Raw genomic sequence first — 20,496 nt, 5'->3', positions numbered from 1 at the left:
GTTCCTTCGTTCGTGCGTTCCATCGTTTTCGTCTTCGTGTTCCTTCGTGTTTTCGTGCGAGCAAGACCACTAAAGGGGAAAGCGCTGGAGGGACGAGCAAGCCGTACGGCAGGATCCTCGAATGGAACGTGTACGTGATGTCTCCGACCTCCCGAAGGCCCATCTGCACCTGCACTTCACCGGCTCCATGCGGCCGGGCACCTTGCTGGAGCTGGCCGACAAGTACGGCGTCCGGCTGCCCGACGCGCTGACCGACGCCCTGGTCGGTGGGGAGCCGCCGAGACTGCGCGCGACGGACGAGCGGGGCTGGTTCCGCTTCCAGCGTCTGTACGACGCCGCGCGCTCGTGCCTGAGGCAGCCCGAGGACATCCAGCGGCTGGTGCGCGAGGCGGCCGAGGAGGACGTGAGAGACGGCTCGGGCTGGCTGGAGATCCAGGTCGACCCGACGTCGTACGCGCCGCGCCTGGGCGGTCTCATCCCGGCCCTGGAGATCATCCTGGACGCGGTGGAGACGGCCGCGCGGGACACCGGGATCGGGATGCGCCTCCTGGTCGCCGCGAACCGTATGAAGCACCCGCTGGACGCCCGCACCCTGGCGCGTCTCGCCGTCCGCTACGCGGACCGGGGTGTGGTCGGCTTCGGACTCTCCAACGACGAGCGGCGCGGCATGGCCCGCGACTTCGACCGCGCCTTCACCATCGCCCGTGAGGGCGGCCTCCTGTCGGCCCCGCACGGCGGGGAACTGACCGGCCCCGCCTCGGTCCGGGACTGCCTGGACGACCTGCACGCCGACCGTGTGGGCCACGGTGTGCGCGCGGCGGAGGACCCGCGTCTGCTGAAGCGCCTCGCCGACCGCGGTGTCGCCTGCGAGGTGTGCCCGGCGTCGAACGTCGCGTTGGGCGTCTACGAGAAGCCCGAGGACGTCCCCTTGCGCAAGCTGTTCGAGGCCGGCGTCCCGATGGCGCTCGGCGCGGACGACCCGCTCCTGTTCGGCTCGCGGCTGGCGGCGCAGTACCGGATCGCCCGCGAGCACCACGCCTTCACGGACGCGGAACTGGCCGAGCTGGCCCGCCAGTCGGTACGGGCGTCGGCCGCGCCGGACGAGACCAAGAAGGAGCTGCTGGCGGGCGTCGACACCTGGCTGACGTCGGACGCGCCGGCTGCCGTCAGAGGCTGACGCCCACCGTCACCGGCTCGTTGACCAGGGTGATCCCGAATGCCTCACGCACCCCGGCGACGACCTCGCGGGCCAGCGCCAGCAGGTCTTCCGTGGTCGCCTCGCCGCGGTTGGTGAGGGCGAGGGTGTGCTTGGTGGAGATCCTGGCCGGACCGGTGCCGTACCCCTTGCGGAACCCCGCCTTGTCGATCAGCCAGGCGGCGGAGGTCTTGGTGTGCCCCTCGCCGGCCGGATACGCGGGCGGCTCCACGCCCTCACCGAGGCGCTCCCTCACGCGCGCGTGGAACGCGGCGAACCCGGCGTCCGTGAGGATCGGGTTGGTGAAGAAGGACCCTGCGGACCAGGTGTCGTGGTCCTCGGGGTCGAGCACCATGCCCTTCCCCGCGCGCAGCTTCAGCACGGTCTCGCGGGCGTCGCCGAGCGGGACCCGCTCCCCCGCCTCCACCCCGAGCGCGCGGGCCGTCTCCGCGTACCGCAGGGGTCCCGACAGTCCGCCCGCGTCCTCCAGTCCGAAGCGGACGCGCAGGACGACGTACCGCTCGGGGGCGGCCTTGAAGCGGCTGTGGCGGTAGGAGAAGCCGCACGCGGCGTTCGTCAGGGTGACCGTCTCACCGGCCGCGCGGTCGTAGGCGATGACCTCGGTGATGGTGGAGGAGACCTCCTGGCCGTACGCCCCCACGTTCTGGATCGGGGTCGCGCCCGCCGAGCCGGGGATGCCGGCGAGGCACTCGACACCGGCGAGCCCGGCCTCCACCGTCCGCTCGACGGCGTCGGTCCACACCTCACCTGCGGCCAGTTCCAGTCGCGTACCGGACAACTCGAAGCCGCGGGTGGCGATGCGCAGTGCGGTGCCGTCGAAGCCCTTGTCGCCGATGACCAGGTTCGACCCGCCGCCGACGACCAGCAGCGGCGTCCCGGTGGCGTCGGCCTCCCGGACCACCTCGACGACGTCGGCGTCGTTCGTCGCGGTCACCAGCCGGGTCGCGGGTCCGCCCAGCCGGAACGTGGTCAACGGGGCGAGGGGAGCGTCGTGGAGTACCTGCACGCGCCCAAGACTACGAGACGGCACCGACAGCCCCGACAGGCACGACAGAGACGACAGAGAGGCTGGGCGGACGACGCCGGTGACGGGGCACGTGTGCGACGAGCGGTCCTTCCCGAGGACGTGCGCGCGTACGGTCCCGTCCGGAGAGACGGGGCACGCACACGCGTGCGGACCGGTGAGACGCGCACGCGTGTGGTCCGGTGAGCGGTGCCGTGCCGTGGCGCACCGCTCGAGAGGGTGTGCCGGGCCTCGGCTCAGAGACCCACCCTTTCAAGGACCCGGGGGGTGACTCGGGCGACTCGGGCCACTCAGGTGCGGGTCCTAGGCCAGTCGGACGACTGCCCGCGACATCCCCAGGACCTTCTGGCCGGCGCTCGTCGCCGTCAGGTCCACACGGACCGTGTTGTCGTCCAGCTTCGCGGCCACCTTGCCGCTGACCTCGATCACGGCCCCCTGGTCGTCGTTCGGGACGACGACGGGCTTGGTGAAGCGAACGCCGTACTCGACGACCGCGCCCGGGTCCCCGATCCAGTCGGTGACCACGCGGATCGCCTCGCCCATGGTGAACATGCCGTGCGCGATGACGTCCGGCAGGCCCACCTCCTTGGCGAACCTCTCGTTCCAGTGGATCGGGTTGAAGTCCCCGGAGGCACCGGCGTAGCGCACAAGTGTGGCACGCGTCACAGGGAAGCTCCGCGCGGGCAGTTCGGTCCCGACCTCGACATCGGCGTACGCGATCTGAGCGGTCATCTGCTCACGCCTCCTCGGCCGCGCGGGCCACCAGCTTGGTCCAGGCGGTCACGACGTGCTCTCCGGCCTCGTCGTGCACCTCGCCGCGGATGTCCAGGATGTCGTTGCCGGCCATGGACTTGACGGCCTCGATGGTCGAGGTGACCGAAAGCCGGTCCCCGGCGCGCACCGGGCGGCTGTACGCGAACTTCTGGTCGCCGTGCACCACCCGGCTGTAGTCCAGGCCGAGCTTCGGGTCGGCGACGACCTCCCCCGCGGCCTTGAACGTGATCGCGAACACGAACGTGGGCGGGGCGATCACATCGGGATGACCGAGAGCCTTGGCGGCCTCCGGGTCCGTGTAGGCCGGGTTGGCGTCCCCCACCGCCTCCGCGAACTCACGGATCTTCTCTCGTCCCACCTCGTACGGGTCGGTGGGCGGGTAGCTCCGCCCCACGAAGGACTGGTCGAGCGCCATGGCTCGGCACCTCCTGGTTTCTGCTCCGGGTGGACCGGTGAACGACGGCCCCTCAAAGGGCGCGCTGAGCGAGCACCGTGCCGCGTCAACCGTATAAAAGGCTGCCACGGCCGATTGCGCTCGGTGGCCACGCTGACCGAAAGAGTGACCGAAAAAAAGCCACGAGGCCGCCCCCCTGAACTGCGGGGACGGCCTCGTGTGATGAGTCCTGCGAGATCTACTGGCCTGTGTCAGCGCGTTTCGCGGTGCGCTGTGTGCGCGTTGCAACGCGGGCAGTGCTTCTTCATCTCCATACGATCCGGGTTGTTACGCCGGTTCTTCTTGGTGATGTAGTTCCGCTCCTTGCACTCCACGCAGGCCAGCGTGATCTTCGGGCGGACGTCGGTGGCAGCCACGTGAGTGCTCCTTGACGAACGGGTAGGTTAATTCAACGCAAGAAAGAGTAGCCGATCGAAGGACCGACCCCGCAATCGGCTACTGTCAGTAGCGGTGACCGGACTTGAACCGGTGACACAGCGATTATGAGCCGCTTGCTCTACCGACTGAGCTACACCGCTGTGATGCGATCGGATCCCGCCTCGCGACGGGAACCTCACACACCAGAGCCCCAAAACGGAATCGAACCGTTGACCTTCTCCTTACCATGGAGACGCTCTGCCGACTGAGCTATTGGGGCGAGCGATGAAGACATTACACGCTCGGCCGCCGTTCACCCAAATCCATTTCACGGCCCCTGCCCGGCCCCCGTCGCGCGCTTCTCAGCAGCCCCGAACGCCCCTGCCGCGGCGCCCTCGACGGGCGGACCACACCGGTACGACTATTGCGCTCCTCCGCGCCACGGGCCGAACGCCGCCATAGGCTCGACTCACTCTGCGTGATCTTGCGTCTTTTCGAGTTCCTGAACCCGTACCCGAACCCAGTACCCGACCCGAGTACCGGTCCCGAGCCCTGGAGCGCGATGCCCGACAGCCAGCCGCAGCCGCCCCCCTCGTCGTCGTTCCCGTCGGGCTCGGGACGGGGCGACGGGAACTCCCTCCTCCTGTGCGGCGCGCGGCTGACCGACGGCCGCACGGTGGACGTCCGGCTGGGCGGCGGGCGCATCGAGGCGGTCGGCACGGCCGGCAGCCTGGGCGGATCCCGCGGCGGCGCCGGCGGTGGCACGGGCGGAGGAGGGGGTATCGGCGGCAGCCGCGTGGACCTCGGTGGCTACCTCCTCCTGCCTGCCCCCGTCGAAGCCCACGCCCACGCCGACTCGGCCCTGTCCGCCGACGGCGACGGCCCGGTCTCGTACGACCCCCAGGACGTCCAGCGCCGAGCCACCGAGGCGACCCTGCTGCAACTCGGGCACGGGGCGACGGCGCTGCGGGCGCACGTGCGTGTCGGTGACGTTCCCGGACTGGGCGCGCTGACCGCCGTCCTGCGCGCGCGGCGGTCGCTGCGCGGGCTCGCGGAACTGACGACCGTGGCGATGCCGCGGCTGCTCACCGGGGTGGCCGGGGCGGACGGGCTCGCCATGCTGCGGGACGCGGTGAAGATGGGCGCCTCGGTGGTGGGCGGCTGCCCCGATCTCGACCCCGACCCGACGGGGTACGTGGAGGCCGTGCTGGAGGTCGCCTCCGAACAGGGCTGCCCCGTCGACCTGCACACCGACGCCACCGACCCGGCACGCCTCGCCCGCCTCGCCGCGATGGCCGGCGGCCTGCGCCCCGGGGTGACGATCGGTCCCTGCGGCGGTCTGGGCGACCTGCCCACCCACGTGGCGTCCCGCACCGCCGACCAGTTGGCGGCGGCGGGCGTGACCGTGGTGTGTCTGCCGCAGGGGGGCTGCGCGGGCTCCGACCGGCGCGGGACGGCCCCGGTACGGCTGCTCCGCTCCGCCGGCGTACGCCTCGCCGCCGGCAGCGGGGCCCTGCGGGACACCTCGAACCCCGTGGGCCGCGGCGACCCCCTGGAGGCCGCCTATCTTCTGGCCTCCCACCACGGTCTGCGCCCCGAGGACGCCTACGACGCGGTCAGCACCTCGGCCCGCGCCGCCCTGGGCCTTCCCGAGGTGCGTGTGGAGGCAGGCTTCCCGGCCGAGCTTCTCGCCGTCCGCGGTGACCGGCTGTCCGGTGCCCTGTCACTGGCGTACAGCCGCATCGTGGTGCACCGGGGGCGCGTGGTGGCACGGACGAGCGCGGTACGCGAGTACTGCAACTCGGCCGTGTCGGCGGAGCTGGGGCTGCCCAGGCAGGGGCGGGGGGAAGTGTCGTAGGAGCGCGGAGTTCGGCGGCGGACCGCTGGGCGGAGGACGCCGGGGCGGCCTGCGCCCGGGCGGCACGGCTACCCGGCGAGCCCTCGCCGTGCCGTACACCCGGAACGCCACCTGCCGCATACGGCGAGTGGGGCCGTTCGGGCGTACGGTCGGAAGCATGCGCATTGTCATCGCTGGAGGCCATGGACAGATCGCGCTGCGACTGGAGCGTCTGCTCGCCGCGCGCGGTGACGAGGCCGCGGGCATCATCCGCCGCGCCGATCAGGGCGACGATCTGCGGGAAGCGGGCGCCGAACCGGTACTGCTGGACCTGGAGTCGGCCACCGTCGAAGAGGTCGCCGCACATCTGCAGGGCGCCGATGCCGCGGTGTTCGCGGCGGGCGCTGGTCCCGGCAGCGGAGTGACACGCAAGGGCACGGTCGACAGGGACGCCGCGGTGCTGTTCGCGGACGCGGCGGTCCGGACCGGCGTACGACGCTTCCTGATCGTCTCCTCGATGGGCGCCGACCCGAACCACGCCGGGGACGAGGTCTTCGACGTCTATCTGCGCGCCAAGGGCGAGGCCGACGCCCACGTCAGCCGTCGGCAGGCGCTGGACTGGACGATCCTGCGCCCCGGCCGGCTGACGGACGACGCCGGCACCGGCCTCGTCCGCCTGGAGGCGCAGACCGGTCGCGGTCCGATCCCGCGCGACGACGTGGCCGCCACACTCGTCGAACTGCTCGAGACCCCGGCCACGGCGGGCCTGACCCTCGAACTGATCAGCGGTTCGACACCGGTGTCGGTGGCCGTGAAGTCAGTGGCCGGAAACTGAGCTCGCACACCCTCCGAACGGACCGGCGGACCGTACGTCGACGATCGCGAGCCTCAGAACAGCGGCAGCTGTCCGGGGAACTCCGGCACGACGTGTCCGTCCAACGACGGCTGTACCGCACCCAGTTGGGCCTGGCGACGCGACCCGGGACACGAGACGAGCCGACCGCTGTCGCGGGCACCGGGCGGGTCGTGCCGGGCGAACCGCCCCGCGACGACGGCGATCTCACGACGGCACTCGGGGCAGATCCTGCGGCGGGAGGAGCGGAAGCTCATGGGGCCAGTGTGCCCCGAACACCTCTTCGCACCCAGCACCCTGCACCCTGCACCCTGCACCCTGCACCCTGCACAAGGAACGGTCCGGTCGAGCAGCACGCTTGAGTGATCGTCAGCCTGCCCGGCGTCTGCGACGGCGCCGCCACTGCCATACCGCCGCCACACCGAAGGACGCCGTCAGCAGGGTGACGGCCACAACCGGCCAGTGACTGTCCGCGACCCGCAGATCGGCGAGGACGACCACCGCGACCAGGCCGGCCGGGATCAGGAGCGAGAGCACCGCTTTGACCATGGCCGTCCTCATTCCGGGAGCGCCCCCCGCCGTCCTGCGGGGCTGGGCGGCCCGGTCCCCGAAGTAGAAAGCCAGGGCCCGCTCCAGGAGGCGATCGGTGGCCCTGCTGTACGACCGGCCCACGTACGGCATCCAGACGAGCGGGGCGACCAGACCGACCAGGAACACGACCCCGAGCAGGACGTAACGCCCCACCGCGAGCAGCCATCGCCGCGCACCACCCTCCTTCGCCTGCTCTTTCGGCGCGATGAGCCCCAGGACGCGGGCCATCCGCAGGGTCAGCTCGAAAAGGGTTGCCGCCCTGCCCCGGCGCGGCCCGGCCTCCACGGACCGCGAGGCCCTCTTCCCGGCCTCGCCCCGCTCGGCGAGGACTGCGTCCGACAGTGCGACCCGGGCCCGGTCGACGTCCGGGTACACCCCTTGCAGAACCAGGAGTTCGGCGCCACGGACGGGAACGGTGGGGTCGTGTCCCCCCAGAGCCGCCAGCTCCAGGCAGATACGCGCCTGACTGAGCAGCGCCGCGCAGAACGCGAACGGCGCCATGATCGTCATAGGGCCGCCGATGAGCACTCCGTCGGAGACGACCCGGCGCTTGCCCCGGGTGAGCAGCAGGTCCTGCAGCTCGGCCGTGGTCGCATCGGGGTGCGCCGCGCGTGTCATGGTCACCGAACGCGCGGCGGCCGGGCCCATCTGGCGGACGGCGTAGGACGCGAGGGTCTCAGGCAACCGCTGCGGGTCCGCGACCGCCGCCTTCAGCACGGATCGCGTGACCGCGGCCTCCTGGAGCCCGTCTGTGCCTGCGTCTGCGTCCGTGCCTGTGTCCGTGCCTGTGTCCGTACCTCTGTCGTCGTCGGGAGTGGGGCGCGACATAACCCGTATCTAACACAAAGAGGGCACGGGAAGTGGTCGGGAACTGTCATGGCGCGGACCGCATGCCTCCTCCTGGCACCGGGACCAAGCGTCCTGGTGCCGTGGACCGCGGTAGCGGGTGGCCGGATCCGCTCGGATACTGAAGGCCCGCCCCGAGGAGATCCGCATGGTTGACCACGCGGCCATGGAACGTTGCTGGACGGCCCACACGGACGGCGAGTTCGTGAACCTGGACCTGCGGGCCACCATGAGCACGATGACCGACCATCCGACGGTGCTTCATGTGCCCACCGCCATGGGCGCCAGTGGACGACGCCAGGTCTCCGACTTCTACGCCCGCTGGTTCATCGGCCACAACCCCTCCGACTTCGCCCTGCGGTCGGTCTCCCGCACCATCGGGGACGACCGGGTCGTAGACGAGCTGATCGTCTCCTTCACGCACGACACCGAGGTCCCCTGGATCCTTCCGGGCGTGCAGCCGACCGGCCGGGCGGTACAGATCCCCCTCGTGGCGATCGTGGCGTTCCGCGACGGCGCGATCGACAGCGAGCACATCTACTGGGACCAGGCGGCGGTGCTCGCCCAGACCGGCCTCATCGACCCCGCCCTCACCGAACAGCTTCCCCTGCTCGAGGACCAGGTCAGCGCCATGGACACCGGCACCGGATTCAACGAACTGGCCCTGCGTTCCGCTTGAAGCGACCCCGGACCACAACGAAAAACCCCCTCCGACCTGCCATCGAGGCTGATCGAAGGGGGTTTCTCCCCAGTGTGGCGGCGCCAGGATTCGAACCTGGGAAGGCGAAGCCGGCAGATTTACAGTCTGCGCCGCAGCCATCCCCTGGCCATGACGTACACCGGCATAGACCCGGCCTACCCCACATCTGCCCCATAGAGCCAGCTCCGGCCCGCCCGGCCAGTGGGTTGCGCGCGAGCGGGAAGACCCAGCATGCGCGTCGAGCTGGCGACCATGCCACCTCCCGCGTTGAGTTGAGCGCTGACGCGTGACGAATTTCAATTCCACCGCCCCAAGTCGGCAACAAAGCCCGCCCCACACGGATTTAGCAACTCTTTAAGAGGATACTTCACCTACACCTATGGAAATATTCGCGAGATAACCGTATACTGACCCCCAGCGATCAAACCCAGGGGAGTGGCGTGCGGAAAAATAAATTTCAACGAGAAGCCGACATGCTCGCGCCAATTTCCGAGCAGGCGACCCGCCTCACTCCGGGGCGAGATGTCGAAACGCTTTTCGAAGTGCAGACTAGTGCTGGAATTCCAGATATCGTTTTTATCGAATTCGATAAGGGGGCCCTGAGAGAAAGGGAAAAGAGTTCACTCTCTTTCATTGTGGACTTCGCTGACCTATGCGTGCTTCACGCCCTGCAGTCCAGCGACACGGAAACCGTAACCGCGTCGAAACTTTCAGATAAGGCACCTTTTAGCGCCAAGTACATCGGGGCAAGAATTCTACCGCGGCTCATGGAGTACGGATACGTCCACAAAGAGTCGCGCGGACACTGGCACGCCGCGTCTCAGTACGTGAGTACCGCCAAGTACATTGGCACGCTGGAAGTCAAAATCAACGACTGGCGTAGCGGGTATAGCCAAACACTGCGACACAGAGCATCAGCAGATGAGTCCTGGCTCGTGATGGATTCAACTTACTCCTCACAAGCAAGCGCTCATAGAGAATGGTTCGAACGAGCTGGCATTGGCTTGGCCACCCTACATCCTCATGACGGAATTGATCACGTCGTAGCGCCCTCTATCAAGAACTCCAGGAAAAAGTTCAACATCTACCGCGAACTACTCGCCGAAAGGGCCGCTCAGCTCTACTCCAGGGGCGAGGTGAGCGGCACGATCGGACTGGTATTCGGTGTAGACCTGACTACCACTACAGGGCCTGATCCCAGACGTTCAGGTGGCGCGGAACGTCGCCAGGTCCCAGCGGCAGTCCACTCGACCACCGTCTAGCAGCAGCAACAATCCGCCGCACAGCACCATGCCGACCGCCCCTAGCCGAGTCCTCTTGGACGCGGGCAGTCAACACACCCATCGAGAAGATGTGGTGGAGCGCCGAGAGAGCATGAGACCAGGGCTGACTACTGAAGAGACTTGGGCAGTACAAGCAGTCACATTGGATGTACCCCGGCGTCATTTGCACCACGTCATGAGAGCTGCCGTCAATTGTGTGCAACATCTGCTTCTCGAAATATCTTTGCGCCTGCTGCTGCCCTTGACGTCCTCGCCTAAAGACGTGCTCAGCGAAACATTGGTCGGCGCCACTAACTCCCAGGCCGTAGCCAACAGCCCCGTGCGCAAGAGCAAACCAACCCGTCAATCCGGTCTGAGGAAGCAGCAATGCTCGCCCCTCGTCCTGGCAGAGGTTGGCAAGCCGTCTAATACCCATCAGTAGATCGGCATCCTCAGTTGGAGCAAATGCCTTGGTCTGGGCCCATTGAATCCGGACATACAGCACGTCGAACTGGTCTTGTTCGAGGATCTCGTCGAGCAACCGATTCCGAAGTGCCCCAACGGAAAGCCAGCGAGACGGCAGCGTAAGGTTCAGGGCTACCCGCTCGCCTCGCTCCGTCAAGGCCAGGACATGCTCCGCTTCCTGGATAACAGCATCGAGAGAGTTCTGCGCATCATCCGGGTCCAGAGCACGTCCCGGAGTCAAGAGCAGGTTGGCGCCCACGGATCGCTGCGCGTCCACGACCTGACGCAACCAGCCGGCGTGGCCACTGGTAGAAAGGTATGGCGCATACTCCACAGCCCTCTTGCCGATGTTATTGGGCGGGAGTCGAAGCACCTTTTCATCAAGGCGATAGCACTGAGGGTCAGCTATTCGGAGGGTCGCCACGGAGGCTTGATCAAAGAAGGAAGCAAGTTTTTGGGTCTTGGCACTGGGCAGGCTGGCAATGGCCCCAATAGCCAGATCCCGGCCCTTCTTGTGGTGCAGATCGCCCATCACTATCGGCAGAAGGTCCGCATGACGGACTCCACGATGCACAAGATAGATTGGACGGCCGCCAGCCAGAGCGGTGTCACGGCCAACGATTGCAGGGGCTGTAGTTTGGGCGACTGCAGGTGACCCGGTCGGCAGGGCGGACACGATGCTGCCCGCACCAGTTCCCCCAACCGCCAGATAGCCGTTTCCGTCGTCCAGCGGAATATACGCTTCTTCAGCTGCGAGCCACGCTGCGGCGGCCTCGTCTTCCAACTCCGGTTCGTTAACTGCTGGCGTCAAGCTATCGTTGTCCCCCGACCACTCAAGATCACCATCAAACATCGGTTCCGGCTCTTCGTGGGCCATTTCCCCCCCAATTATTCCGTGAGCCTGCTACTCGATGAGCCGTGCCAAGTTGCTGGCGCTACTGCCACGCTCATGCTCGATGAATGCCGTCAGCCTATCTAGTACCTGTCTAACGTCATCTGGACAATTCTCTGGTAGGGTCTCGGGGCCCGCCGCAAGCTTAGCGAAGGCCTCATCGAGGGTGTACTTTTCATGCGGCAAATAAAAAGGATGTCGCCCAGTAATTATCTGGCGTACCGATACACCCACAGCCCACAAGTCAGCTGCTTTGCGCGCACGCCGCCCCTCAAGCTGCTCGGGAGCCATGTAGGGCACGGTGCCAATGTGTCCTGGATAAACCGTGATTGTGGTTGAATCCATCTGCTTGGCCAGACCCAGGTCTAGCAGGACCGGACGGTCCCACCGCCCTTCACGCAACGCAATATTGGCGGGCTTCACGTCACGATGTATCGTCGCCGCCTTATGAAGGGCCTGCACTCCAAGCAACAGCCCCCTGAGGAAGCCACGCACGGAGTTCATCGACAACAGTTCTCCATTGTTCAGACGATGCTCGACGTCGCCGCCTTCGATATATTCGAAGCGCAATGCCGGCCTCTGCTGACCCCCAAGTTCTATTTCCTCCAGCCCACGAAATGCGACAACGTAGGGGGAGCTGACACGTGAGAGCCCTTCTACTTCTCGCTCCAACCTCGTCCTCGGGTAGCCATCCACGCAAATCACTTTTACAGCGTCATCACCCGCCTTCCAAGTGTCGCCGAATGCTCCGGATCCGAGGAACGACACAGGCATGCCTAGGCGGTTGGTTATCTCCTCGACACTGAAACGCGGAGCGCCAGGGGGCTGACTCAATGAATTCTCGTTTCATGACTTGCCCACTCGACACTTTGCAGCGGGCGCGACACGTAGGTGCAACAATCATCCAGCTTTTACCGAACCTCGCAAGAGGGTTGCAAGTATTCGCCTACTATTGCGTCACCTCAAATGCCGCAAAATCTCACATAAAGTAAAAAATGGCTCACCGGTGACGGTCGCACATCTCTAGGTGGCTCCTCGGGCGGCTCATGCACGGAGGCTCGCCCACTCTCAGGCGAGTTCGCCGCGCGCCGTAGACAAAGACCTTGAGCCACTCCGGCCGGCAGGGAGAACAGCCCCGGTAACCTGGTACGCACCACGTCAGAACGGAGAGTGCTCCGCAGATGGGACCTAAGACGACCAAGGTCTACGAGACGCTTCGCGCGCGGCTCGCGGCAGGCGACTATGTACCCGGTGACAAATTCCCCTCGGAACGCACACTTGTGGAAGAACTCGGCATCGGCCGGACAGCCCTACGACAAGTACTCGCCCGTCTCGTCTCAGAGGGGTTGTTGGAGGTTCGGGAACGGAGTTCGTACCGGGTACCTGGTGCGGTGAGCATTCAGCGCCCGGAGGGGGTAGAGCCCTGGCGGATCCACGGCGAGCGCGACGTGTACGACAACCGATGGGTCAAACTCCAGCTCTGGGACGTTGAGCCGCCGGGCGTGAAGCGGTTCGAACACCACGTCGTGAGGCTGCACCACGTAGCGATCACGGCCGTCATTGATGATCAGGACCGCGTTCTGATGATCTGGCGCTACCGCTTCGTTCCGAAGCAGTTCGGCTGGGAGCTCCCTGGCGGCATCGTCGACCAAGGGGAGGACCCGGCTGATACGGCGCTGCGGGAAACGGTCGAAGAGACCGGATGGCGCCCCAAGTCGCTGGAACACGTCGTGAGCTATCAGCCCATGGTCGGCATGGTCGATTCGCCCCACGAGATCTTCGTAGGGCACGGCGCTGAGAAGGTCGGAGAACCGACCGACCTCGAAGAAGCCGGCCACATCGAGTGGGTACCCCTGACGGACATCCCTGGACTCATGGCCCGCGGTGAACTGCTGGGATCGGGCACCCTGGTCGCTCTGCTGCACATCCTCGCGGCACGGCGCACGCAGGGACTCACAACCGCGCAGTAAGCAGGTCAACGCGACGGCGCTGCCGGACCGAACCGGTCCGGCTCGCCAACAGGCGAGCCTGACGCAGATGCGTACTGGCGTCGTCGTACTCGGCTCGCGTGAGGTGCGCTTGGGCCAGGTCAGCGTGCAGTCCGCCCCGGGCGCGTACAAACGTCGGGTCCATCACTTCGAGCGCGCCGTAGAGGTTGGTAACCGCCGATTCTTCCCCGAGTAGGGCGAGCACATTGCCCTGCCACCGGGCGAGATGGGCACCGTTCAGGAAGATGCTCAGCATGTCCGGGTCCCGGTCCTCCTGGCCCTGCGGGATAACGGCCGCGGCAGCGTCCAGCGCACGGCGACTGTCGTCCGGCAGCCCGGCATGGGCGCACAACTCGGCTTCCGCGGCGTACAGCCATGCCCGCAGCCGGGCGGATCCGGATTGCGCGACGGTGCGCTGAGCATCGCGCACGAGGTCGACAGCGAGCGCTGGTCGTCCCGCCTCACAGAGCACGTAGGCCTGCTCGCCCATCGCGTGCGCTAGGTACATAGGTTCTTCGGCATCGCGTGCTGCGCGCTTGGCGAGTTCGTAGTGCCGCCACGCCCGCTCAACCGCCCCCGAGTCGATCGCTTGCCACGCTGCGAGCGTTGACGCTCCCGCGAGTGCGAGCGCCACCGGCCGGCGCGTGGCAGGCAGCACAGCGAAGTTGAGCGCGTCTTCCAGGGCTGCAAGGTGACCGCTCATCTGGTCGACAAGGGCCGCCGCACCCCTTTGCCGGTCCATCGTGCGCAGTAGCTCGGTCTGGTCATTGAACGTCTTCACCATGGAATCACTGACACTGCTGGCCGAATCGATCCGGCTCAGAAGGTCGTCGTAGCCGTCTGCGAATGGCGCCGTCGGCGCTGGTACGGCGTCCCGGAGTTCCCCGTCCGTGACCCCGAGGAGCTGCCGCAGGACACGCGCGTACCGGTCGGAGATGGTGCGCTTGCCGTTCTCCCACTCGGATACGTACACCCGCAAACTCGCGGTTGAGGCAACGTCCGTGAGGTTCCGTCGGGCGAACTGCTCAATCTCGCGAACAAGACGTTCCTGCGACCACCCGCGCGCCGACCGCGCGCTTCGAAGTCCTGTACTCACGGGCCACCTTCCGGCGTTGGTTCCCTCGCACCACCTTGCCAGCATGACGCACGTTGCCGCAGGTCAACAGGGGTTAACAGGACGGATGTTAAGCCCTGTTGGCTACCGGCGGCCCTGCCTCCAGAGGTTTTCTGGAGATGCACCGCGAGGGGCAATCCCAACCAACCGAGCGAACCGGTCTTGACTCTGGTGCGCACCAGATGGGAACCTACTGGTGCGCACCAGAACGCTGGAGGTAGCTCCCGCTCTCGGTGTGCAGACAACAACTCCACAGCGTGATCCGCCACAGATATGACGGCCGTGACCATGCGGGCCGAGGTGAGTGGAGACCAGTCGGTCTTCTCCCGTCAGGGACACGTGCCGACTCAAAAGAACGGATCTGCCCAAGGGCAACCACGCCGCGCGAAGAGACCGAGCTGCGATTCCTCGGAGGAGCGGGACTGAGGCACAGATCCATATCGCGCAGTACGGGCCGTCACCTCCCGCAAAAGGTGTCCGGCGCGGCTCAGGCCCGCGTGCCTCTGACTCCCGCCGCCTTGCGCGGCGGCCGGTTGCCTCCGCTGCACGTCTCGTTACGTGCAGCGCTGAGGGGAGCCGGAACCGACTCCAACGGCGAGCGGCTCCCGGGGTGCCACCCGGGAGCCGCGATGGGCCGTTCCTATCTGAGAGGAACACGACCCAATGGAGCACATCGTTACTGTTCAGGACGCTGTTACCGCGTTCGCCGACTTCATGGAGCCGACGGATGCGGAGCTGGACGCGGTCGAGCTGGAGATGCCCGTGATCCTCGCGGACGTCGACCTGCTGGACGCGCAGATCACCACCCTTGACCGCACCCCGACCGAGCTGGACGCCCGGCGGATCCGCCGGGCCCGTCGCCGGGCGCTCGCCGCCCGGGTGGAGCTGGCCAACCGCACCGCCGCCGCGAGCCTGCCGGGCGGTGCGGCGTGAGGGGCAAGACCGCCGCACCCGCCGTCGCGATGACGGCGGTGTCCATGGTCCTCACGCTGGCCGTGGTCATGATGTGGCTCGGCACGGCGATGCCGTGGCCCGTCGCGCTGGTGGTCGGTCTGGGGATCGACGGGGGATGGCTGGCCACCCTCGCCTACGAACGCCGTCTCGCCGCTCAGGGCGACCACAACCGGGCCGTGACCGCGGTCGGCTGGTCCTTCGGCCTCATCGCCACCGGCGTCCTGGTCGCCCACGCCCTGACCGCGGAGCACTCGGCCGGCGCGTGGCTGGCCGTCGCGTGGCTCCCGGTCGCGGCGAAGGCACTGTGGCTGGTCCATGGCCTGTGGGAGCGCACCGCTCTCACCCCGGCCGCGCTGGACGCCATCGCGGGCATTCAGCAGGAAGCCCGCGACGAGGCGGCCGTGGCCCGTGCCCGGCTGCGCGCCGAAGCCTCCACCGAGGAGACCCGGCTGACGGCCGTGACGGCCGCCGGGGCGCGCGTCGCACGGGTGCAGGCGAGGACCGCGCAGACGCTGTCCGCGGCGTGGTCGACGCTGGAGACGGCCCGTCGGGGCGAGGACACCGGCAGGGCGCTGACCAGCGTGACGCACCGCGTCACGCCCGGCGTCACGCCCCTGTGGGAACTCCCTGTCTGGGGGCCCACCGAGGATGTCTCGCCGCGGTCGCTGGAAGCCGCCCCGGCGCTCACCGATGACGCGCTGGACGTGATCGTGGACGACATCCGGCGCAGCGAAACGCCCGCCCTGTCATACCGGGAGATGGCGATCCGCTTCCGGGCGGCCGGCCACTCCGCATCCGAGGTCCGCCTTCGGGCCGCGTGGAAGCGCGTCGCCTGATGGCCGCGCTGCCGGTGTTCCGGTGGCGGCTGGCCCCGGACGGCTACGCCACCCGCCGCCAACTGCGCGCCCAAGGTTTGCGCCCCGGCGGTCAAGGCGTGGCCGCGCAGCTCGAACGTCCGCGCCGACGGCGCGAACCGCTGGTCGCCTACCTCTACCGCGTCGACCTGGCCCAACCGGTCCGGCCGATGACGCCCGCCCGTCGGGCGGCACTGGCGAAGGCGAACGCCGCGCGGCGCGTCTGTCCGGCCTGCCGGCGTGATGCCGGATACGTCATCCCCGTCTCGCTCGGCATGTGCGTGCCGTGCGCCTACCCCGGCCCGTACGGGTCTGAAGGGAGCCCCTGACATGGGCAACTCCGATATCCGCCGCCTGGACCGTGAGATCCAGGCAACGGCGAAGAAGCTCGAAGCGGTCCGGCGGGGCGAGTGGTGGCCTCTGAACGGCAGCGAGCGGCGGGCCATGGCCCGCGCCCTGGCGGGCGGCTCCTACCGCGCCGCCAAGGGGCGCAGCACCGGCCGTGCGGAGCAACAGATGGACACCACCGCGACGGCTGCGGAGATGCGGCTGAGCGCGGAGTTGACCGCGCTGCACGGCGAACGGCAGAGGCTCATCACCGAGGCCGCCCGCGCCAAGGCGGCGAAGAAGTCGTCGGGGTGGTGGTGAGCGTGGACCAGCTCCGTTGCCCGTCCGCGCACCCCGAGGACCCCACGCCGTGCGTCGGGCCGGCCGTGGTGACCGTGCTGGACGCGTTCAACGGCGGCGCGAACGGCTGTGAGCACCACGCCGCTCGCCTGCTGGCCTCACTCGACGGCGGCCGCGTCTACGCCCTGCCCGACGCCCCCGCGGGCGCCGCCATCCGTGTCTTCACCGCTGCCGACACCATCCGCCCGTTCTGCTGGGTCGACGGCCCCCGCTTCGAGCCGTCGCAGCTCAGCGCGTCCGAGAACCGGGCCCGGCAGGGCCACTGACCCACCCCGGGGCGGTCGCCCACTGCCACGGACCCGACCGCCCCGGCACCCCCTTCTTCTTCAACTCCCGCCCGATCCGGGCAGTCAGGAGTACTCCCCGCATGTCCGAGAACGTCGTTCACCTCCACAAGCCCACCGACCCGCCCCCCGGCACCGCGACCGCGACGGCGGCCGTGACCACGCTGACCGTGGTCCCCGACCCGGCACCGCCCGCGCCCGTGCCGCTGTGGGTGCGCTCCGGCCGCGCCGTTCGGACGGCCGTCACGCACGAGCACACGAAGGCGACCGTGCGCGGGATCGCCCGGCACAGCCTGTACACGGTCAACGGCGGGCGGATAGTGGCCCGTCGCACGTGGGACGGGCGTACCGGTTCCCGCTACGAGCGGATGATCCGGGCGGCGGAAGCCGCGGGGAACCTGGAAGCGGCGCAGGAGTGGGAGGAGCGGTTGCAGCGCTTCCGTGCCGCCCGCCACCACCGCCGCATGGACCTCCTGCACTCGCCCGTCGACGCGGCCAAGGGCGTCGCCGTCGGCGCCGGCATGGGCGTCGGTGTCCTGGTCGCGCTCGGGATCGTGATGGCAATCAACACCGGCCACGTCGGCGACATCATCACCCCGCTGTCGGCAACCGTTGACTTCATCGCGCTGCTGATCCGGATCGTGCAGGTGGTGTGGGGCCCGCTCGTCTCGATCGGCCCGTTCCTCGCCCTGCTGGCCCTGTGGTCGGTCGGCCGCAAGCAGCACGCCGCACCCCAGTGGGCACTCCCGGCGAACGTCCGCTCCGGTGAGGGTGAGCCGATCACCCCGTCCATCGTGGTCAAGGCCCTGCGCGACCTCGGAGTCCCGGCGCTGCGCAACGCCATCAAGGAGATGGGCGACGCCGGCGCCTCGATGCTGTCCCCGATCGTGATCGCCGGATGCGGGGTCGAGGTCGACGTCACGCTGCCGTCCGGGGTGTCGACGAACGAGGTGCAGCAGCGCCGGCGCAAGCTTGCCGAGAACCTGAGCAGGCACGAGCACGAGGTGTTCATCACGATCCCTCAGGCGGCGCGCACGGTGCGGCTGTGGGTCGCCGACTCGGGGGCGCTGGACGAGCCGATCGGGCCGTCTCCGCTGGCCACCGACGAGACCCTGACCGGCGACTACGCCAAGGGCCGTGCCCCGTGGGGGCAGGACCTGCGCGGGGACGCCGCCGCCATCAGCCTCTACCAGCGCCACCTGCTCATCACGGGTCTGTCCAACCAGGGCAAGACCGCCGCCCTGCGCGCGCTCGCCCTGTGGCTCGCTCTGGACCGGTCGGTGCAGTTCCTCATGGGTGACCTCAAAGGTGCCGGTGACTGGGCCATGTTCGACGGCCTGGCCACGGTACTCATCCAGGGCCCGACGGATGAGCACGTGATCGAGGTGACCGAGATGGTCGAGGGCGCGGTCGACGAGATGAACCGCCGCCTGACGGCCCCGCCCGGCACCGGCTTCCCGCCGCTGATCGTGCTGGTCGACGAAGCGCAGGTGGCGTTCATGTGCCCGGCCGTCGACGACGAGAAGCGCCCCTACGGCGGCTCGAAGGCCAAGTCCCGGTACTTCACCGCCGTCCGCAAGATCCACAACCAGGGGCGTGCGGTCAACGTCCTGATGTGGCAGGGCACCCAGGACCCCACCGACCAGAACCTCCCCAAGCTCGTGCGCGAAGGCGCGCACACGCGTGCCTCGCTCGCGCTGGGCACCGAGTCACAGGCGCGGATGGCGCTGGGGGACAAGGCGGTCGACGGCGGGGCCGCGCCGAACCTGCTCCGTCCCGGCCTGGACAAGGGAACCGTGGTCGTCGCCTCCGACGGCATCGCGATCCCCGCCGGACAGGCGTCCATCACCGTGCGCACGCACTACATCAGCACCGACGACGCCCACCTGATCGCCGACCGGGCCAAGGCACTGCGGGACGGGGTCACCACCCTGCACGCCATCGAGCAGGGTGAGGAGCGGGACGCGCTCGCGGACGTCCTCGACGTCATGGGCACAGCCGACCGCTCCTTCACGCAGGACATCATCAAGCGGCTCGCGATCCTCAGCGAGGACGCCTACGGCGGATGGACCTTCGGCGACCTCAAGCGCGTCCTGGAAGCCGCCGGGGTCGAGGCGTACAAGTCGCACGGCCGCATGACCGTCCGCCGCGACGACCTCTCCCGCGCCCTCACCGACCGCGACACCGACGCTTCCGCTTCCGCCGACGGGTGACGGGGAGGCGCGCCGCCCCGGTCCGGGGAGGCGGGGAGAACTCCCCAACCCCCTCCCCACCCCGCCTCCCCCACGGTGATCAGCGAAAACATCGGTTCGGGGAGGCGGGGAGGCACCCCAGCTCAGACCCCTCAAACCCCCTCCACAGCGCCCCCGGCAGGGGGTGTCCCTGCCTCCCCAACCTCGCACCGGAAGGGATTCCGCATGTACCCCGACCACACCCCCGGCGTGCCCGTCGAACGGGCCGTCACCGCCTACCAGCCGACCCCGATCACGCCCGTCGTCGTGCAGCCGGCGCCGCTGATGCCGGTGCAGCCGGGCGCCGTTCCGACGGTCGCGAGCGTCGTCCTGCCGGACGGCCGCGTCGTCACCGGCTACGCCATGAGCCCCGTGCAGCCGGAACCGGTCGCCGCGAAGCCGGTCGTCTCCCGCGCGGCGGTGAACGTCGCCCTCGGGGGCGTCGGGTTCCTCGCCGTGTGCGGCGGCCTGCTGCTCCTCACCACGTTCATCACCGCCCTCACCGCGCTCATCACCCAGCTCATCACGCTGGCCGCGATCGTCTTCGGCGGATGGATCGCCGTGCAGGTCTTCGGAGCCAACCGGCACGCCGGTGGGACCACGGTCAACATCCGCAAGGCCGTCATCAAGCGCAACCACTTCCACGGCTAGGACACGTCGGAGCCTCGCCGCGTAGGACGCGTTCGGAGTTGGCTCACAACCATCATGCCCGCACCGAGGAACAGAACCGCGTTGCCTGTCTGAACACACCAGCGCTTGGTCTCGGGGTCGTGAACCAGCAGCACAACGATGGCTTGCCCACACAGCCCCAAGGCCAGAATCACTTGCCCCCAACCGAAGAGTGGCGGACGGCGAACCACCCGCCGATAGCCCGGCAACACCCATCCCCTGGCAAGGGTCGCAAGACCGGATGCGGCAACAAGTAGACCCAGCAGCCCCAAAACGAGATAGACCCTCATGATCCCCCCCGGCGCCGGACCCGTCCCGGCAGCCCTCGCGATCATGACACCCGCTGTCTCGCCGCGTCTACGCCCCCTGCCTCGACTGCCTGACAGTCCGAGGACGCCAAGGGCGACCGCCCGCTCTCGCCAAAGATGCGCGGTCGCCCTTGCC

21 protein-coding genes and 2 tRNA genes are annotated in these 20,496 nt (G+C 68.3%); 12 read left to right on the top strand and 11 right to left on the bottom strand.

What is annotated here, in order from left to right; all coding sequences use genetic code 11:
* The first annotated feature begins 121 nt into the window (after window positions 1-121).
* Window positions 122-1,177 carry an adenosine deaminase gene (locus ACWCPM_RS26395; protein WP_450978750.1) on the top strand — a complete coding sequence of 352 codons (1,056 nt, stop codon included), beginning with the start codon at window positions 122-124 and terminating at the stop codon, window positions 1,175-1,177.
* Here the strand turns inward: ACWCPM_RS26395 and ACWCPM_RS26390 are convergent.
* The 6 genes from ACWCPM_RS26390 to ACWCPM_RS26365 all read right to left on the bottom strand — a co-directional run bounded on the left by ACWCPM_RS26390 (window position 1,167) and on the right by ACWCPM_RS26365 (window position 4,105).
* Entirely contained in the window at window positions 1,167-2,222 is a 1,056-nt protein-coding gene (locus ACWCPM_RS26390; protein WP_450978749.1) for a UDP-N-acetylmuramate dehydrogenase, read from the bottom strand. The genes ACWCPM_RS26395 and ACWCPM_RS26390 overlap by 11 nt on opposite strands.
* 321 nt (window positions 2,223-2,543) lie before the next feature.
* Complete coding sequence (locus ACWCPM_RS26385) at window positions 2,544-2,972, bottom strand: MaoC family dehydratase (RefSeq protein ID WP_450978748.1); 429 nt, start codon at window positions 2,970-2,972, stop codon at window positions 2,544-2,546.
* Between the two features lie 4 nt (window positions 2,973-2,976).
* A complete protein-coding gene (locus ACWCPM_RS26380; RefSeq protein WP_450978747.1) occupies window positions 2,977-3,429 on the bottom strand; it encodes an FAS1-like dehydratase domain-containing protein in 453 nt (150 codons plus the stop codon).
* A gap of 230 nt (window positions 3,430-3,659) precedes the next feature.
* The gene (rpmG, locus tag ACWCPM_RS26375) at window positions 3,660-3,824 is read right to left on the bottom strand and encodes a 50S ribosomal protein L33 (protein WP_018834916.1); all 165 of its coding nucleotides are present in this window, start codon (window positions 3,822-3,824) and stop codon (window positions 3,660-3,662) included.
* Between the two features lie 89 nt (window positions 3,825-3,913).
* Window positions 3,914-3,986: transfer RNA gene (locus ACWCPM_RS26370), tRNA-Met, on the bottom strand.
* A gap of 46 nt (window positions 3,987-4,032) precedes the next feature.
* A tRNA-Thr gene (locus ACWCPM_RS26365) sits at window positions 4,033-4,105 on the bottom strand.
* Between the two features lie 282 nt (window positions 4,106-4,387).
* Here ACWCPM_RS26365 and ACWCPM_RS26360 point away from each other — a divergent pair.
* Window positions 4,388-5,683: an amidohydrolase family protein gene (locus ACWCPM_RS26360; RefSeq protein ID WP_450978746.1), complete on the top strand. Its 1,296-nt coding sequence runs from the start codon at window positions 4,388-4,390 to the stop codon at window positions 5,681-5,683.
* Between the two features lie 157 nt (window positions 5,684-5,840).
* On the top strand, window positions 5,841-6,497 hold the full coding sequence (locus ACWCPM_RS26355) for an SDR family oxidoreductase (protein ID WP_450978745.1): 657 nt from the start codon (window positions 5,841-5,843) through the stop codon (window positions 6,495-6,497).
* Between the two features lie 53 nt (window positions 6,498-6,550).
* On the opposite strand, the gene ACWCPM_RS26350 is transcribed toward ACWCPM_RS26355, so the two are convergent.
* Window positions 6,551-6,772 (bottom strand): hypothetical protein, encoded by a 222-nt coding sequence (locus ACWCPM_RS26350; protein ID WP_450978744.1) that lies wholly within the window; start codon window positions 6,770-6,772, stop codon window positions 6,551-6,553.
* A 112-nt stretch (window positions 6,773-6,884) separates the two neighbouring features.
* Window positions 6,885-7,790 (bottom strand): hypothetical protein, encoded by a 906-nt coding sequence (locus ACWCPM_RS26345; protein ID WP_450978743.1) that lies wholly within the window; start codon window positions 7,788-7,790, stop codon window positions 6,885-6,887.
* 310 nt (window positions 7,791-8,100) lie between these two features.
* Here ACWCPM_RS26345 and ACWCPM_RS26340 point away from each other — a divergent pair, with 310 nt between their 5' ends.
* Entirely contained in the window at window positions 8,101-8,631 is a 531-nt protein-coding gene (locus tag ACWCPM_RS26340; RefSeq protein WP_450978742.1) for a nuclear transport factor 2 family protein, read from the top strand.
* A 1,203-nt stretch (window positions 8,632-9,834) separates the two neighbouring features.
* Here the strand turns inward: ACWCPM_RS26340 and ACWCPM_RS26335 are convergent.
* Together ACWCPM_RS26335 and ACWCPM_RS26330 are read right to left on the bottom strand one after the other, a co-directional pair.
* Window positions 9,835-11,256 (bottom strand): hypothetical protein, encoded by a 1,422-nt coding sequence (locus ACWCPM_RS26335; protein ID WP_450978741.1) that lies wholly within the window; start codon window positions 11,254-11,256, stop codon window positions 9,835-9,837.
* 27 nt (window positions 11,257-11,283) lie between these two features.
* On the bottom strand, window positions 11,284-12,045 hold the full coding sequence (locus ACWCPM_RS26330; RefSeq protein ID WP_450978740.1) for a serine/threonine-protein kinase: 762 nt from the start codon (window positions 12,043-12,045) through the stop codon (window positions 11,284-11,286).
* A 407-nt stretch (window positions 12,046-12,452) separates the two neighbouring features.
* Here ACWCPM_RS26330 and ACWCPM_RS26325 point away from each other — a divergent pair, with 407 nt between their 5' ends.
* Window positions 12,453-13,241: an NUDIX domain-containing protein gene (locus tag ACWCPM_RS26325; protein WP_450978739.1), complete on the top strand. Its 789-nt coding sequence runs from the start codon at window positions 12,453-12,455 to the stop codon at window positions 13,239-13,241.
* Here ACWCPM_RS26325 and ACWCPM_RS26320 read toward each other — a convergent pair.
* Window positions 13,225-14,232: an XRE family transcriptional regulator gene (locus tag ACWCPM_RS26320; protein WP_450978790.1), complete on the bottom strand. Its 1,008-nt coding sequence runs from the start codon at window positions 14,230-14,232 to the stop codon at window positions 13,225-13,227. The two genes, ACWCPM_RS26325 and ACWCPM_RS26320, sit on opposite strands and share 17 nt — an antisense overlap.
* An 804-nt stretch (window positions 14,233-15,036) precedes the next feature.
* On the opposite strand from ACWCPM_RS26320, the gene ACWCPM_RS26315 reads away from it, so the two are divergent.
* The 7 genes from ACWCPM_RS26315 to ACWCPM_RS26285 all read left to right on the top strand — a co-directional run bounded on the left by ACWCPM_RS26315 (window position 15,037) and on the right by ACWCPM_RS26285 (window position 20,034).
* On the top strand, window positions 15,037-15,306 hold the full coding sequence (locus ACWCPM_RS26315) for a DUF6284 family protein (protein ID WP_450978738.1): 270 nt from the start codon (window positions 15,037-15,039) through the stop codon (window positions 15,304-15,306).
* Window positions 15,303-16,163, top strand: a complete 861-nt coding sequence (locus tag ACWCPM_RS26310; protein ID WP_450978737.1) for a protein spdB — start codon at window positions 15,303-15,305, stop codon at window positions 16,161-16,163. The genes ACWCPM_RS26315 and ACWCPM_RS26310 overlap by 4 nt, the downstream gene beginning before the upstream one ends.
* Window positions 16,163-16,510: an RRQRL motif-containing zinc-binding protein gene (locus ACWCPM_RS26305; RefSeq protein ID WP_450978789.1), complete on the top strand. Its 348-nt coding sequence runs from the start codon at window positions 16,163-16,165 to the stop codon at window positions 16,508-16,510. The genes ACWCPM_RS26310 and ACWCPM_RS26305 overlap by 1 nt, the downstream gene beginning before the upstream one ends.
* A gap of 1 nt (window position 16,511) precedes the next feature.
* Complete coding sequence (locus tag ACWCPM_RS26300; protein WP_450978736.1) at window positions 16,512-16,829, top strand: hypothetical protein; 318 nt, start codon at window positions 16,512-16,514, stop codon at window positions 16,827-16,829.
* Between the two features lie 2 nt (window positions 16,830-16,831).
* Window positions 16,832-17,134 carry a hypothetical protein gene (locus tag ACWCPM_RS26295; protein WP_450978735.1) on the top strand — a complete coding sequence of 101 codons (303 nt, stop codon included), beginning with the start codon at window positions 16,832-16,834 and terminating at the stop codon, window positions 17,132-17,134.
* A gap of 101 nt (window positions 17,135-17,235) precedes the next feature.
* A complete protein-coding gene (locus tag ACWCPM_RS26290; protein WP_450978734.1) occupies window positions 17,236-19,365 on the top strand; it encodes an ATP-binding protein in 2,130 nt (709 codons plus the stop codon).
* Window positions 19,366-19,569: 204 nt separating this feature from the next.
* A complete protein-coding gene (locus ACWCPM_RS26285) occupies window positions 19,570-20,034 on the top strand; it encodes a hypothetical protein (RefSeq protein WP_450978733.1) in 465 nt (154 codons plus the stop codon).
* Window positions 20,035-20,496 lie beyond the last annotated feature (462 nt).

This window comes from Streptomyces sp. NPDC002309 (assembly GCF_053593375.1).
The sequence above is the reverse complement of the archived record's forward strand: the minus strand, read 5'-3'. Positions and strand labels throughout refer to the sequence as shown.

What these genes read in the sequence shown, in the direction of transcription:
- ACWCPM_RS26395 (WP_450978750.1), top strand. Translation starts at nt 122, where the DNA reads ATGGAACGTGTACGTGATGTCTCCGACCTCCCGAAGGCCCATCTGCAC.
- ACWCPM_RS26300 (WP_450978736.1), top strand. Translation starts at nt 16,512, where the DNA reads ATGGGCAACTCCGATATCCGCCGCCTGGACCGTGAGATCCAGGCAACG.
- ACWCPM_RS26355 (WP_450978745.1), top strand. Translation starts at nt 5,841, where the DNA reads ATGCGCATTGTCATCGCTGGAGGCCATGGACAGATCGCGCTGCGACTG.
- ACWCPM_RS26305 (WP_450978789.1), top strand. Translation starts at nt 16,163, where the DNA reads ATGGCCGCGCTGCCGGTGTTCCGGTGGCGGCTGGCCCCGGACGGCTAC.
- ACWCPM_RS26380 (WP_450978747.1), bottom strand. Translation starts at nt 3,429, where the DNA reads ATGGCGCTCGACCAGTCCTTCGTGGGGCGGAGCTACCCGCCCACCGAC.
- ACWCPM_RS26325 (WP_450978739.1), top strand. Translation starts at nt 12,453, where the DNA reads ATGGGACCTAAGACGACCAAGGTCTACGAGACGCTTCGCGCGCGGCTC.
- ACWCPM_RS26340 (WP_450978742.1), top strand. Translation starts at nt 8,101, where the DNA reads ATGGTTGACCACGCGGCCATGGAACGTTGCTGGACGGCCCACACGGAC.
- ACWCPM_RS26285 (WP_450978733.1), top strand. Translation starts at nt 19,570, where the DNA reads ATGTACCCCGACCACACCCCCGGCGTGCCCGTCGAACGGGCCGTCACC.
- ACWCPM_RS26315 (WP_450978738.1), top strand. Translation starts at nt 15,037, where the DNA reads ATGGAGCACATCGTTACTGTTCAGGACGCTGTTACCGCGTTCGCCGAC.
- ACWCPM_RS26335 (WP_450978741.1), bottom strand. Translation starts at nt 11,256, where the DNA reads ATGGCCCACGAAGAGCCGGAACCGATGTTTGATGGTGATCTTGAGTGG.
- ACWCPM_RS26360 (WP_450978746.1), top strand. Translation starts at nt 4,388, where the DNA reads ATGCCCGACAGCCAGCCGCAGCCGCCCCCCTCGTCGTCGTTCCCGTCG.
- ACWCPM_RS26290 (WP_450978734.1), top strand. Translation starts at nt 17,236, where the DNA reads ATGTCCGAGAACGTCGTTCACCTCCACAAGCCCACCGACCCGCCCCCC.
- ACWCPM_RS26330 (WP_450978740.1), bottom strand. Translation starts at nt 12,045, where the DNA reads ATGCCTGTGTCGTTCCTCGGATCCGGAGCATTCGGCGACACTTGGAAG.
- ACWCPM_RS26385 (WP_450978748.1), bottom strand. Translation starts at nt 2,972, where the DNA reads ATGACCGCTCAGATCGCGTACGCCGATGTCGAGGTCGGGACCGAACTG.
- ACWCPM_RS26350 (WP_450978744.1), bottom strand. Translation starts at nt 6,772, where the DNA reads ATGAGCTTCCGCTCCTCCCGCCGCAGGATCTGCCCCGAGTGCCGTCGT.